Origin of the sequence: Leucobacter sp. MMO-125, assembly GCF_037148395.1 — a bacterium.
Lineage (GTDB): Bacteria > Actinomycetota > Actinomycetes > Actinomycetales > Microbacteriaceae > Leucobacter.
Genome location: NZ_JBBCTL010000002.1, coordinates 391,555 through 404,631 on the forward strand (window position 1 = coordinate 391,555; position 13,077 = coordinate 404,631).

A 13,077-nucleotide genomic window follows, 5' to 3' on the forward strand; every position below is an offset into this window, starting at 1 on the left:
GAAGATCGCGATGCAGATCAGTCGACAATGAGGCCGAGCGCTCGGCTGAGCTCGGCCGAACGATCGATCACCTCGGTCTGCCACGCGGTGAGAGCGCGAGTCGGCGAGTCACCAACCGAGACATTGAATGGGTCTTCGACATCGGTGCGCACGCCACAGAGAGCCTCAAGCACGGCAATCCCGCAAAATGGCACATGCACTGCGGAGTAGCCGCCCTCATGCGAGAACACGATCTTGCCGTCGCAGGCCTCGTCGGCGATCGCGAGCAGACGCTCGGCGATCCCGCGGAATCCGCCCGAAGTCACACTCATGCGCCCCAGTGGGTCGAGCGCCGAAGGATCGAAGCCGCTCGACACGAGGATGAGGTCGGGCTTGAAAGCGCGGATCGCCGGCCCCGCCACTTCGTCGACAACTGACCAGTAGGCGCCATCCCCGGAACCCGCGGGCAGCGGGACGTTGATATTCGTGCCGGCTCCGGCTCCGGCGCCCTGCTCCTCAACCATGCCGCTGTCCACGGGGAACAGACGATCCTGGTGCACCGAGATCGTGAGCACGTTCGGATCCTCCCAGTAGATCTTCTGGGCACCGTTGCCGTGGTGCACGTCGTAATCGAAGATCGCCACCCGCGTGACGCGCCCCGCCGCTCGGAGCGCCTCGATTGCCACCGGCACGTTGGCGAACAGGCAGTACCCGCGCCCCTGGTCAGGTTCGGCGTGATGACCCGGGGGGCGCACCAGGGCGTACGCGTTGTCGACCGTGCCGTCGAGCACGGCCTCGGCGGCGGCGAGGGTGCCACCCGCAGCCAGTCGCGCGAGTTCGTAGCTGCCTCGGCCGAAGGGTGAGAAGCCGTCACCTGCGTCGCCTCCCCCGTTCTCCGACTGTGTCCGAATCCGCTCAACGTGCCCCGGGGTGTGCACACGAAGCAGATCCGTCTCCGTTACTGGGCGCGCGGGCACTCGAACTAACTGTTCGAGCAACCCGGACACCTCGACGAGTCCCGCAAACCGAGCCTTGGACTCAGGACTTTCGAAGTTGTGGTGCGGCTGCACGTACCCGCCCGACGGGTAGATGCCCGCGTGCGTGCCGGTGTCGTGCCAGGCGTACTGCTCGTGCCATACGTATCCGGTTCTGCGCTCCATTGCGAGTGTCCTTCCCAGGTTCGTGTATCCCTCAAGGGCGCCAGCGCGACGTTGAGGCAAGGTGCCCACCACTGTAACCGCAGGAATTGACAAATCACAATTAGAAATTACGTTTCAGTGTCGAAACATTACTGAAACACAAAACCTATTGACTATCTTCAGTCATTCGTGGTCTCATGGGTGACGCTACAGGACCAGGGTTGACCCAACCGTCCGCGCAGCTGCGCTGGATCTGAGCACACACGACAAGGGAGTCACACATGAAACGCTTCAGCCGCATCCTGGGTGCCGTCGCACTCACATCAGCCGCAGCCCTCGCCCTCAGCGGCTGCACCTCCGACAGCGGGTCCGCAGGAGGGACCGATGGCGGATCCCAGGGCGCACTCGCAATGAGCTTCGCCGGACTGGACATCCAGATCTGGAATGACATGCTCCCCTTCATGGAGACGATCGTCACTGACGCGGGCTACGACTTCGTCACCGACGACCCGAAGTGGAACGCGCAGACGCAGGTTCAGGATTGGGAGTCCTGGATCGTGCGCGGCGACATCAAGGCCATCATGGGGTATCCGGTGCAGTCCGATGCGATGGTCGCCGTGACCACGCAGGCGACCGACGCGGGTATCCCCGTGCTCGGCTACGGCAGCACCTGGGACGGGGTTCAGGCCGCGGTGGTGCTGGATCACGAAGCTGATGGCAGAGAAGCGGGCGAGAAGGCCGCTGAGTGGATCAAGGAGACCTACGGCGACGAGCAAGTCGACGTTGCGTTCCTCGGGTGGCCCGACACAGATCTCGGCCGCCTCCGCGGGAAGGGCATGCTCGACGCCCTGGACGCCGCAAACCTCAATCTCAACATCACCGAGCACAAGGTCTTGAGCCTCGACGACGGCTACGCCGCGGTGCAGAACCAGCTGAACGCCGTACCCAACACCAAGGTGTGGCTCGCGATCGCGAACGATCCCGCGCTCGGGGCCTATCAGGCGCTCACTGACTCCGGCGTCTCCCCGACCGACGAGACCATGCTCCTCGCCAACCTCGACGCCACCGACGCCGAATTGAAGATCATCCAGGAAGAGGGATCCTTCTGGCGCTTCGCATACATCGCGCCGGCCCGCCAACTCGCAGAGGCCAACGCGCAAATGCTGGTCGACGCAGCGGAAGGGAAGCCTGTCAAGGATCAGACGGTTCCCGTCACCGAGGTCACCAGCGCAAACGCCGAGAGCTTCCTTCTCGCGAATCAGTAGCGCCTCCGGGTGCCGGGCTTCGCACCCGGCACCCGCCCCGGTGCTGCGGCACCCCTCACCGTCGAGAGGACTTCAGGAATGACCACTGCGAAGCATCGCCTCGCCTACACCGGCGTGACCGTCGACTTCGGAGCGACCCGCGCACTCGAAGACATTGAATTCGCCGTTGCCCCGGGCGAGATCGTCGGTCTGCTCGGGCACAACGGAGCCGGCAAAAGCACGCTGTTCAACGTCACCACGGGAGTGATCGGCGCTTCCAGCGGCGGCTTCAATATCGACGGGGTGACGATCGACCGCCGGCTCACCCCACGGGAGGCCGCACAACTCGGGATCACGGTGATTCACCAAGAGCCGGCGCTCGCCCCCAATATGTCGGTGCTCGAGAACCTGTTCCTCGCACGCAAAGCACCGGGCGCGGCCGAGCGGCGCACCCGCGCCCGGGAAGCACTTGCGACCGTCGGTGCCGAGTTGCCGCTCGATATGCCAGTCGAAACGCTCAGCCTGGGCGAACGGCAGCTCGTCGATCTCGCGCGCGGGCTCCTCTCCGGCGAGATGAAGGTGCTGCTGCTCGACGAGCCGACGGCCGCGCTGGGTCGCGCTGAGACCGACGCGCTGCACAACCTCATCCGCAGCTTCGCAGCCCGTGGTGTCACGGTCGTCTACGTCTCGCACCGACTCCCTGACATCATGGAGGTCTGCACCCGTATCGTCGTACTTCGCGGCGGACGCGTCGTCGTGGACGGGCCCGCGAGCGGATTCACCCCGGCAAAGTTGGCTGAGGCACTCGTACCAGACCTCCGCTCTCTCGATTTCACTCACGTCGAGCCGGGTCGCGAGGTCATGTCGGTAAGTACCCCCGGCGGGACGGTCGTGGCTCGGGCCGGTGAAGTCGTCGGGCTCTTCGGCATGGCTGGCGGCGAGCAATTCGAGATCGCAGCGCAGCTCGCCGGGGCTTCTGCTTCACCGCAGACGTATCAACTCGACGGCGAGACCTGCCGCTTCAGCTCGCCCGGCCAGGCGATCCGACGCGGAGTCTTCTTCGTCCCACCGGATCGTGACACCGAAGGCCTCATCGCCTCTGAAACTGCGCTCGACAACGTCATGCTTCCCTGGTACGCCGCGGGCCCCTCTCGGGGCTGGTGGGTTTCGTCCCGATCGGGCGCCGAGGTGTACGCGCACGCTCGTGAGGCCCTCGATATCCGCGGACCCTCGGCGGATGCCGAGGTCTCGCAGTTCTCCGGCGGCAACCGCCAGAAGCACCTCCTCGCGCGCTGGCTGTACCCCGCCGAGCCTGTCCTGCTCATCCTCGCCCAGCCCACCCAGGGCGTCGATGTCGGTGCCAAGCTCGACATCGTCGAGGCCGCCCGCGCGGCCGCGGGTCGCGGCGCCGCCGTGCTCGTCGCGTCAAGCGAGTCCGATGAGATCGCCAGCATGTGCGATCGCGCCTACACCGTGCTTGGCGATCGCCTCGCTCAGGTGCCCCGATCCGCATCTTTCAACGCCGACCTCCTGACCTCGCTGCTCACGATCGCCGAGTCGCATGCCTCCGCCTCGCATGCGACCGAGCCCCATTCGGCCACCCCCGGCCGCGCCTGAACGGAAGCCCCCATGAACGCAGAACGCATCAAGATCTTCGCCGCAAAGAACGGCATCTTCCTCGCACTGATCGTGCTGGTCGCGGTCTTCTCAATCCTCCGCCCCAACTTTTTCAGTTTCGCGAACGGGCAGAGCATCCTGCTGCAGGCCGCAGAACTCGGGCTCATCGCGATCCCAGCCGCCTTCCTCATCATGTCGGGCACGATCGATCTCTCGGTGGGATCCGTCGCGTCCGCGGCCGCGATCACCGGCGGTATCACGATGAGCACGACCGGCTCGACGCTCCTCGGCTTCATCGTCGCGATCAGCACCGGCGTGCTCACAGGGGCACTGAATGGATTCCTCGTCTCCTACATGGGGCTGAACTCCTTCGTGGTGACGCTGGGCGCGCTCAGCGTATGGGGCGGATTCGCACTGCTCCTCTCAGACGGCCGCACGATCCCTCGCGCCGAACTTCCGGAGGCGTTCCGCGCCATCGGCACGATGAAAATTGGCCCGGTGCCGATCCAGATCGTCGCCCTCGTAGTGGTCATCGCGCTCGGCTGGTACGTGCTGAATCACACCAAGTTCGGTAAGGAGGTCAAAGCGATCGGCGGCAACGAACGCGCGGCCCGACTCATGGGCGTGAACGTCAAGCGCTCGCGCTTCCTGCTGTTCGTGGCGACGGGTGCCTTCGCGGCCCTCGCTGGCATGTTCCTCTCCGCGAAGGTGCAATCGGCAAACCCGAACATCGGCTCTGGCCTCGAGCTCGAAGCCCTCACCGTGGTGCTGCTCGGCGGCATCGCATTCGAAGGCGGCGTCGGCCGTATCAGTGGCGTCGTCGCGGGCCTCCTCTTCTTCAGGGTCCTTCGCGCGGGCCTGGTGTTCATGCAGGCCTCACCGTTCCTGCAGACCATCCTCATCGGTGCAACGCTCATCGTCGCGGTCGCTCTCGACAACTCGATCCAGCGCATGATCCGGAGCTCCTGGGCCAAGCTTGGAAAGAAGGCCGTCCGGGAGGAGACCCCGGTCGCGACCACGTAGGCATGCAGTCAGGTCGGATCCTGAACTCCTCGGGTGGAGCCCCCGCGCCAGCTGAATGCAACCTTCCGTTCGCATTCGCTCGAGCGACGAGTACCGCCCGAGGAGCGCCCCGCACTCACCTGCCCGCCCTTCAGCCAGCCGCGGTAAGCTGGGAGCCATGTCTTCCCCTGCTCTCCAGGATCCCGCCGAGCTCAGTTATGAGCAGGCGCGCGACGAACTTATCCAGGTGGTGAGCAGGCTCGAACAAGGCGGCATCACCCTTGAGGAGTCACTCCAGCTCTGGGAACGCGGGGAGGCGCTCGCTGCCCGCTGCGAAGAGTGGCTGCTCGGTGCGCGCCAGCGCTTGGAGACGGCCCGCCAAGGCGCCTCAGTAGATACTGCGGTCGTGGAGGACGTGTAGCGCGCATGGCAAAGAAGCAGAAGCACCCGGTTGTCGTTGCCGAGCTCGGACGGCCAGAAACGCCCTCTGAGACCGCAGCGCGCAAGGCCAACGACAGCCGCCTGTATCGTCAGCGCAAAACCGTGAACAATCTGGTGTTCTCTCTGATCGTGAGCGTCGGCATGATGCTCCTGATCGTACTGATGGCACCCGGTCTGGTCGGTGGCAAGAACAGTTTCGAAGACCATTCGGTCGATGTCGCGGCTCTCGCTGCAGATGCCTCACCGAGTGCGGGCCGCGCGCTCGCCGCCCCCGAAGTGCCTGAGAGTTGGAAGGCGAAGAATGCCGGTCTGCGGCAGCGCGACGGTGTTACCTCGTGGCAGATCGACTACACCACCGTCGACGAGGCGACCGACAGCCATGCTTACGCAGCCGTGGTGCAGGCCTTCACAGCTGACGGATCGGCTGTCGAAGAGCGGTGGATCTCGCAGGCACTTGAGCAGCAGACCCCCACGGATGCTGAGCAGATCGGCGGCATCGACTGGGTCGTGTACGAGCACCCCGACCGCAACCCCGACGCGAGCAACATGCTGTTCGGCCTGCAGGGCGAGTGGGAGGGCGACACGATCCTCGTCTACGGCACCGATAGCCCGGCCACTATTCGCACGCTTGCGGCCTCGGTCGCCAGCTCACTTACGGCTTCGAAGGAGCAGTGATGACTTCACCTCGCGTCACCCCCCAGCAGGCCTGGGACGAACTCATCGCCGGCAATGAGCGTTTTGTCGCCGGCGCTTCCGCACACCCCAATCAGGATGTCGAGCGTCGCAGCGAACTCGTCAATGCTCAGACCCCTGATGTTGCCCTCTTCGGCTGCGCCGATTCCCGTATGGCGGCAGAGATCATCTTCGACCGCGGTCTCGGCGATCTTTTCATCGCGCGCAACATGGGTCATGTCGTCGCCGAGTCCATCACGGCGTCGATGGAGTATGCGGTCACCGCGCTCGGTTCGGCACTGATCGTAGTGCTCGCACACGACTCGTGCGGTGCTGTCGCTGCCGCAATCGATCAGACCAGCCGCGAGCCGTCTCCGGTGACCGAGTCGGTGCGCAACACTCTCGCACCGATCCAGCCCTCCGTGCAACGGCTGTGGCTGCGCGATCACACCGACACCCCCTACGCCGATGCGGCGCACATCGACGCCAACGCCGTGGGGCGTATCCATCTGACAGCCACTGTGAACGCCCTGCTGCGTTCCTCGCGCGCGATCAGCGACGCCGTCGATGCCGGCAAGCTCGCGATCGTCGGCTGCCAGTACCGACTCACCGAAGGGCGTGCCGTGCCCTACAGCGTGGTCGGCCCCGTCGAGGTCGAACTCGCAGCGATCGACTGACCGCTCTTTCTACCAACCCTGATCCGCTTTCAGCAACCGAGATCCCGCGATTCAGCGCGGCGTGACGAAGAGAAAAGGAATGCAGTGACCGAAATCGAGTACCGCATCGAGCACGACACTATGGGCGAGGTTCGCGTTCCCAAGAACGCGCTCTACGCCGCGCAGACGCAGCGCGCCGTCGAGAACTTCCCCATCTCGGGCAAGGGCCTCGAGCCGGCCCAGATCGTGGCCCTGGCGCGCATCAAGCGTGCAGCGGCGATCGCGAACAAGGAACTCGGCATCCTCGAGGCCGGCATCGCTGATGCCATCGTGGCCGCTGCCGACGAAATCATCGGCGGCGCGCACCACGACCAGTTCCCTGTCGACACCTACCAGACCGGTTCTGGCACCTCGTCGAACATGAACATGAACGAGGTGCTTGCCACCCTCGCCACGAAGCATCTGGGTGCCCCCGTGCACCCGAACGACCACGTCAACGCTTCACAGTCGTCGAACGATGTCTTCCCGACCTCGGTGCACATCGCCGTCACGGGCGCGCTCATCGAGCAGCTCAAGCCCGCGCTGGAGCACCTCGCCGAGGCCTTCGAGGAGAAGGCCGAACTGTGGAAGACCGCAGTGAAGTCGGGCCGCACTCACCTCATGGATGCCACCCCCGTCACCCTCGGCCAGGAGTTCGGCGGCTTCGCGGCGCAGATCCGCTACGGCATCGAGCGCGTCGAGGCGGCGCTCCCCCGCGTCGCCGAGGTGCCCCAGGGTGGCACCGCCGTCGGCACCGGCATCAACACCCCTCTCGGTTTCCCCGAGAAGGTCATCTCGGAGATTGCAGCGTCGAGCGGGCTGCCCATTACCGAGGCCCGCAACCACTTCGAGGCGCAGGCCAACCGCGATGGCCTCGTCGAGGCCTCGGGCGCACTGCGCACCATCGCCGTGTCGCTGACCAAGATCAACAACGACATCCGCTGGATGGGTTCGGGCCCCAACACGGGCCTCGCAGAACTGCACATCCCCGACCTGCAGCCCGGCTCCTCGATCATGCCCGGCAAGGTCAACCCGGTCGTTCCTGAGGCTGTGCTCATGGTGTGCGCGCGCGTCATCGGCAACGATGCGACGATCGCGTGGGCCGGCGCTTCGGGTTCCTTCGAGCTCAACGTGCAGATCCCGGTCATGGGCACCGCGCTGCTCGAGTCGATCCGCCTGCTCGCGAACGCATCGATCGTGCTCGCCGACAAGACCGTCAAGGGTCTTGAGGCGAACCTCGAGCGCGCGGCGGCTCTGGCCGGTATGAGCCCGTCGACGGTCACCCCGCTCAACCGCCTCATCGGCTACGAGGCTGCGGCGAAGATCGCAAAGCACTCGGTCAAGAAGGGCATCACGGTGCGCGAGGCCGTCGTCGATCTCGGCTACGTCGAGCGCGGCGAGGTGTCTGAGGCCGACCTCGACAAGGCGCTCGACCTGCTGTCGATGACCCACCCGGGCGTCGCCAAGTAGCTCGGCGCTCACGCGAGGGGGTTCGGGATCACATGATCCCGAACCCCCTCTTGCTTACCGGCACGACTGTTTCAGCGTGCGCGACTGTTCCAGAGCCCCTGAAGCAGTCGTGCTCGCTGAAACGCTCGCGCTCGCGCCCGCGACCCGGTCTCAGCGGTGCTCGCTACGCTGGGAGGATGATGCTGGCCCAGTCCCCCGCGCTCGGCGCGAAAGCCCTCGCCCTCTCGGCAACGGCGACGTTCGCGCAACTGGTGAAGTGGCACCGACTCTACGACTGGGCGAATCAGCCGCTGATGCGGCTCGCCGAGATGCAGCCCGTCACCGCCGCCTGGTGGCGCGAGCGCCGTAAGCAGCCCGGCAATTTCTTCTATCTCGCGCTCGGCGACTCCACTGCACAGGGCATCGGGGCGAGCAGCCCCGGGCGCAGCTATGTGGGGCAGCTCGCGGATCGCATTGAAGCCCACCTGGGCGAGCCGATCGCGGTCACCAACCTCGGCGTCTCGGGGGCACCCTCGAATCTGTGCGCGCGGGATCAACTGCCGCGTGCCGCGAAGGTACTCGCACGGCGCAGCCCGGACCTCGTCACCCTCGACATCGGCGCGAACGACATCGCGCAGTGGGATCCGCGGGCCTTCCACCGCAATATCTCAGCCATTTTCGATGCCCTGCCGGATCACACCATCGTGGGCGAGGTGCCCTGCTTCCACCTGCCGTGGAACGACCGTCGGGTGCGCGAGGCGAATCGGATCCTCCGCACGATCGCGGCGGATCGGGGGCTCGCTGTGGTGCCGATCTATGAAGCGACGCGGGCGCGGGGCGTGCGGGGCATTCTCACCGAGTTCGCAGAGGACGCCTTCCACCCGAACGACCGCGGCTACGAAATCTGGGCCGACACCTTCTGGCCGACCGTGCGCGCACGGATCGACGCGCTCGCACAGCAGCGCGCGAACTGAGCCCGGCGGTCGCGCCCATCCCGATGCTCGGGAGGGACGCGACCGCGTTGGGCTCCCCCTACGGCGTGTCGAGCAGCTCGGTGACGAGCGCCGCGATTTCGCTGCGCTCGGAGCGGGTAAGGGTCACGTGCCCAAACAGCGGGTGCCCCTTGAGTTTCTCGATCACGGCTGCGATCCCGTCGTAGCGCCCCACCCGCAGATTGTCGCGCTGTGCGACGTCGTGTGTGAGCACCACCCGCGAGTTCTGGCCGATGCGCGAGAGCATGGTGAGCAGCACCCCGCGTTCGAGCGACTGCGCCTCGTCGACGATCACGAAGGCGTCGTGCAGGGAGCGCCCACGAATATGGGTGAGCGGCAGCACCTCGATGAGGTCGCGCGCGATCACCTCGTCGAGCACATTCTCGGAGACGATCGAGCCGAGGGTGTCGAACACGGCCTGCGCCCACGGTCCCATCTTCTCGTCGCGGTCGCCGGGCAAGTAGCCGAGCTCTTGGCCACCGACGGCGTAGAGGGGGCGGAACACCATGATCTTGCGGTGCTGCCGCCGTTCGAGCACCGCTTCGAGGCCCGCGGCGAGCGCGAGCGCCGACTTTCCGGTGCCGGCGCTGCCGCCGAGGGAGACGATGCCGAAGTTCGGATCGAGCAGCAGGTCGATGGCGAGGCGCTGCTCCGCGCTGCGGCCGGTCACGCCAAACACCTCGCGGTCGCCGCGCACGAGCCGCAGCGAGCCGGGCCCTTCCACGCGGCCGAGAGCGGATCCGCGCGGGGAGGTCAGGATCAGGCCGGTGCCGCGTGGGAGGCTTTCGACCTCTGCCACGCCGTCGAGGCGGTCCTCGTCCCAGAGGTCCCGCATCTGCTCCTCGTCGAGGTCTATGGTTGCGGTGCCCGTGTAGGCGTCGTCTTGGGCTTGCTCAGCGCGGTACTCCTCAGAACCGAGTCCGATCGCGGCGGCCTTGAGACGCATCGGCAGGTCCTTCGAGACGACGGTGACGTCAAGGCCTTCGTTCGCGAGGTTCTGTGCGACGGCGAGGATCCGCGTGTCGTTGTCGCCGAGCCGCATGCCGCTCGGCAGCGTGTCGATGCTGGAGTGGTTGAGTTCTACTCGCAGGGTGCCGCCGGCGTCGCCGACGGGCACTGGGAAATCGAGGCGCAGGTGCTTTTCGCGCAGTTCGTCGAGGATGCGCAGTGCACGGCGGGCGAAGTAGCCGAGTTCGGGATCGTGGCGTTTCCTCTCGAGCTCGATGACCACCACGACGGGCAGCACGACCGAGTGCTCGGCGAAGCGGAACAACGCCGAGGGATCGCTCAGCAGCACCGAGGTGTCGAGGACGTAGCTGCGCTGCGCTTGCCGCACGGCGTCGAGCTCGTCGTGGGCGCCGGGCGCCCGCGTCTGGGCGGGAGTTGCGGGGTGCTTGATTTCAGCCACGATGGCTCCTCTGCTCCGGGGCTGCTGCCCCGTTTCAGCGAGGTTGGCACTCCGAGCGGTGCCGGCGGGCCTCCCTCGGTCGGGCACCCTGCCCGACAGTTCACACGCTACGCCTCTGCGCCGGGTCGCGGTGAAATGACACGCGATCGCAGCGGTGAACGTGTCGTAACCGACTCGTGAACCCGGAAGTCGACGGGGAACGGTATCCTGGTCTGCAGTCATTCGCGATTTCCATAGGGGGCACCGCTTGCGCACGATCGACTGGGTCGACGGAGCCATTGAACTGATCGACCAGACCCTGCTGCCGCACCGCATCGAGGTGCTGCGGGTCACCGAGCTTCCTGAGCTCATCGACGATATCCAGCGCCTCGCGGTGCGCGGCGCTCCGGCGCTCGGCGTCGCCGGCGCGATGGGCACGGCGCTGATCGCGGCGAGCGTGGCAGCGTCCGGGGGCGATACCGAGCTCGACCGAGACGAGGTGCGCCGGCAGGCGAAGCTGCTGCGAGAGGCACGGCCCACGGCGGTGAATCTCTCTTGGGGTGTGGATCGGGCGCTCACTCGTCTTGAAGACGGTGCAGAGGCAATCCTCGAGGAGGCTCTCGCGATCCGCGACGAGGACATCGCCGCGTGCGTGTCGATGGGTCTCCGCGGAGCGGATCTGACGCGTGAACTCACGGGCAAGGACCGTGTGCGGGTCATAACCATCTGCAACACGGGCAGCCTCGCCACTGTTGAGCGCGGCACGGCGCTCGGCGTGATCCAGACCCTGCTTGAGCAGGGTTCACTGGAGGAGGCCTTCCCGCTGGAGACCCGCCCGCTGTTGCAGGGGGCACGCCTGACCGCGTGGGAGCTGCAGCGCATGGCGGCCCCGTTCCGACTCATCATCGATTCAGCCGGCCCGTTCCTGCTGTCGCGTGGCATCGCCGACGCGGTGTTCATCGGTGCCGACCGCATTGCGGCGAACGGCGACACCGCTAACAAGATCGGGTCGTTCTCGCTCGCGCTTGCGGCTCAGCACGCGGGGGTTCCGTTCATCGTTGTCGCACCGGAGTCGACCGTCGACATGTCGACTGCCAGCGGGGCCGATATCGAGATCGAGGATCGCGGCGCGGCTGAGGTCACCGGCTTCGGCGGCACCCGCACCGCTCCCGAGGGCATCGGTGCCGTCAACCCGGCCTTCGATGTCACACCGCACGAGCTCATCACCGCGATCGTCACCGAGCGCCGCGTGATTCTGCCTGGCCGCGGCGAAACCCTCGCCAGCGTTCCGCTCGACGATCTGCGCGCCTAAGCTTCTCTCGCTGTTCCCGTTCCACTCGAAAGGATCATCAATGTTCTTCACCAAGCGTCGCGCCCGCGCGGCACTGATCGCAGGCGCTGCTTCGGCAGCGCTCCTGCTCACCTCCTGCTCCTCCGGCGGTGCTGACACCAACGGCGGCGACGCCAGCGCCGAGGGCCCCTCGTTCATCTACATCACGAGCGACCCCATCGGTCAGAACGAGTTCCTCAAGTCGGGCAAGGTCGGCATCGACAACGTGGCCGACACTTTCGAGGGCAGCGCCAAGACCTTCGAGTCGAAGGACGACGCGCAGCGCCGCTCGAACCTCGAGGCCGCAATCGCGGAGGCCCCCGAGGTCATCGTGATGCTCGGCTTCCAGTTCGGCGACGTCGCTCTGGAGCTCGCAGAGCAGAACCCGCAGCAGAAGTTCGTGCTCATCGACACCTTCGTCGAGGGCGCGCCTGAGAATCTTTACCAGGCAACCTTCCGCGAGCAGGAGCCCTCCTACCTGCTCGGCGTTGAGGCCGGCCTGCTGACCGAAGCCAACAAGGTCGGTTCGGTCATCTCGCTCGATATCCCGCTCCTCGCCAAGTACTCGGGCGGCTTTGCCGAGGGCGCGAAGAGCGTCAACCCTGCGGTCGAGACCGTCGCACCGCAGGTCATCGGCGGCGACAACCCCTTCGCTGACACTGCCCGCGCCAAGGAGCAGGCCATCGCCTTCGCCGCCACCGGCGTCGATCAGGTCTTCGCCGTGGGTGCTGCCGCGAACGGCGGCATCATGGAGGCCGCCGCTGAGAAGGGCTTCTCGGCGTACGGCGTCGATGCCAACCAGTGCCCGATGGCTCCCGGCTTCGTGGTCGACGGCACCATCAAGGCCGTCGACAAGGTCGTCGAGACCGTGGTCGGCGAGATCATGGACGGCAAGAGCTCGACCGAGGCGACCACCTCGTTCGGTCTCAAGGAAGAGGGCATGACGATCGTCAGCCTCACCGAGGGTGCTGCCGACTCGCAGTGCACCGTCATGGAGAAGCCCGAGGTCCTCGATCAGGTCAAGAAGGTTCGCGATGACATCGTGAGCGGCAAGATCGAGGTCAAGGACCCCACCGCCTGATAACCGCGTCGACAACGCCGCCCGGCTCCGTAGACCCGGGCGGCGTTGT

The 13,077-nt window shown here is 66.2% G+C and carries 12 protein-coding genes; 10 read left to right on the forward strand and 2 right to left on the reverse strand.

The window, feature by feature from the left end; genetic code table 11:
- Window positions 1–17: 17 nt before the first annotated feature.
- Window positions 18–1,139 carry a class II histone deacetylase gene (locus WFI54_RS06460; protein ID WP_336651972.1) on the reverse strand — a complete coding sequence of 374 codons (1,122 nt, stop codon included), beginning with the start codon at window positions 1,137–1,139 and terminating at the stop codon, window positions 18–20.
- 260 nt (window positions 1,140–1,399) lie between these two features.
- Here WFI54_RS06460 and WFI54_RS06465 point away from each other — a divergent pair, with 260 nt between their 5' ends.
- The 8 genes from WFI54_RS06465 to WFI54_RS06500 all read left to right on the forward strand — a co-directional run bounded on the left by WFI54_RS06465 (window position 1,400) and on the right by WFI54_RS06500 (window position 9,212).
- Entirely contained in the window at window positions 1,400–2,383 is a 984-nt protein-coding gene (locus WFI54_RS06465; protein WP_336651973.1) for a sugar ABC transporter substrate-binding protein, read from the forward strand.
- A 78-nt stretch (window positions 2,384–2,461) separates the two neighbouring features.
- Window positions 2,462–3,979: a sugar ABC transporter ATP-binding protein gene (locus WFI54_RS06470; RefSeq protein WP_336651974.1), complete on the forward strand. Its 1,518-nt coding sequence runs from the start codon at window positions 2,462–2,464 to the stop codon at window positions 3,977–3,979.
- Window positions 3,980–3,991: 12 nt separating this feature from the next.
- On the forward strand, window positions 3,992–5,002 hold the full coding sequence (locus WFI54_RS06475; protein ID WP_336651975.1) for an ABC transporter permease: 1,011 nt from the start codon (window positions 3,992–3,994) through the stop codon (window positions 5,000–5,002).
- Between the two features lie 157 nt (window positions 5,003–5,159).
- Window positions 5,160–5,402: an exodeoxyribonuclease VII small subunit gene (locus WFI54_RS06480; RefSeq protein ID WP_336651976.1), complete on the forward strand. Its 243-nt coding sequence runs from the start codon at window positions 5,160–5,162 to the stop codon at window positions 5,400–5,402.
- A 5-nt stretch (window positions 5,403–5,407) separates the two neighbouring features.
- Window positions 5,408–6,097, forward strand: a complete 690-nt coding sequence (locus WFI54_RS06485; protein WP_336651977.1) for a DUF4245 family protein — start codon at window positions 5,408–5,410, stop codon at window positions 6,095–6,097.
- Window positions 6,097–6,771 (forward strand): carbonic anhydrase, encoded by a 675-nt coding sequence (locus WFI54_RS06490; RefSeq protein WP_336651978.1) that lies wholly within the window; start codon window positions 6,097–6,099, stop codon window positions 6,769–6,771. The genes WFI54_RS06485 and WFI54_RS06490 overlap by 1 nt, the downstream gene beginning before the upstream one ends.
- A gap of 84 nt (window positions 6,772–6,855) precedes the next feature.
- Window positions 6,856–8,259, forward strand: coding sequence for a class II fumarate hydratase (locus WFI54_RS06495; protein WP_024355581.1), 1,404 nt, complete (start codon window positions 6,856–6,858; stop codon window positions 8,257–8,259).
- 176 nt (window positions 8,260–8,435) lie between these two features.
- Window positions 8,436–9,212, forward strand: a complete 777-nt coding sequence (locus tag WFI54_RS06500; protein ID WP_336651979.1) for an SGNH/GDSL hydrolase family protein — start codon at window positions 8,436–8,438, stop codon at window positions 9,210–9,212.
- A gap of 58 nt (window positions 9,213–9,270) precedes the next feature.
- Here the strand turns inward: WFI54_RS06500 and WFI54_RS06505 are convergent, their stop codons facing one another.
- A complete protein-coding gene (locus tag WFI54_RS06505) occupies window positions 9,271–10,566 on the reverse strand; it encodes a PhoH family protein (RefSeq protein ID WP_336652202.1) in 1,296 nt (431 codons plus the stop codon).
- A 319-nt stretch (window positions 10,567–10,885) separates the two neighbouring features.
- Between WFI54_RS06505 and mtnA the strand changes: the two genes are divergently transcribed.
- Both mtnA and WFI54_RS06515 read left to right on the forward strand, forming a co-directional pair.
- A complete protein-coding gene (gene mtnA, locus WFI54_RS06510) occupies window positions 10,886–11,929 on the forward strand; it encodes an S-methyl-5-thioribose-1-phosphate isomerase (protein WP_336651980.1) in 1,044 nt (347 codons plus the stop codon).
- Window positions 11,930–11,969: 40 nt separating this feature from the next.
- Window positions 11,970–13,028: a BMP family ABC transporter substrate-binding protein gene (locus WFI54_RS06515; RefSeq protein WP_336651981.1), complete on the forward strand. Its 1,059-nt coding sequence runs from the start codon at window positions 11,970–11,972 to the stop codon at window positions 13,026–13,028.
- Window positions 13,029–13,077 lie beyond the last annotated feature (49 nt).

Coding starts and splice junctions, on each gene's coding strand:
- WFI54_RS06500 (WP_336651979.1), top strand. CDS start 8,436: ATGATGCTGGCCCAGTCCCCCGCGCTCGGCGCGAAAGCCCTCGCCCTC.
- WFI54_RS06460 (WP_336651972.1), bottom strand. CDS start 1,139: ATGGAGCGCAGAACCGGATACGTATGGCACGAGCAGTACGCCTGGCAC.
- WFI54_RS06515 (WP_336651981.1), top strand. CDS start 11,970: ATGTTCTTCACCAAGCGTCGCGCCCGCGCGGCACTGATCGCAGGCGCT.
- WFI54_RS06475 (WP_336651975.1), top strand. CDS start 3,992: ATGAACGCAGAACGCATCAAGATCTTCGCCGCAAAGAACGGCATCTTC.
- WFI54_RS06465 (WP_336651973.1), top strand. CDS start 1,400: ATGAAACGCTTCAGCCGCATCCTGGGTGCCGTCGCACTCACATCAGCC.
- WFI54_RS06480 (WP_336651976.1), top strand. CDS start 5,160: ATGTCTTCCCCTGCTCTCCAGGATCCCGCCGAGCTCAGTTATGAGCAG.
- WFI54_RS06490 (WP_336651978.1), top strand. CDS start 6,097: ATGACTTCACCTCGCGTCACCCCCCAGCAGGCCTGGGACGAACTCATC.
- WFI54_RS06485 (WP_336651977.1), top strand. CDS start 5,408: ATGGCAAAGAAGCAGAAGCACCCGGTTGTCGTTGCCGAGCTCGGACGG.
- WFI54_RS06470 (WP_336651974.1), top strand. CDS start 2,462: ATGACCACTGCGAAGCATCGCCTCGCCTACACCGGCGTGACCGTCGAC.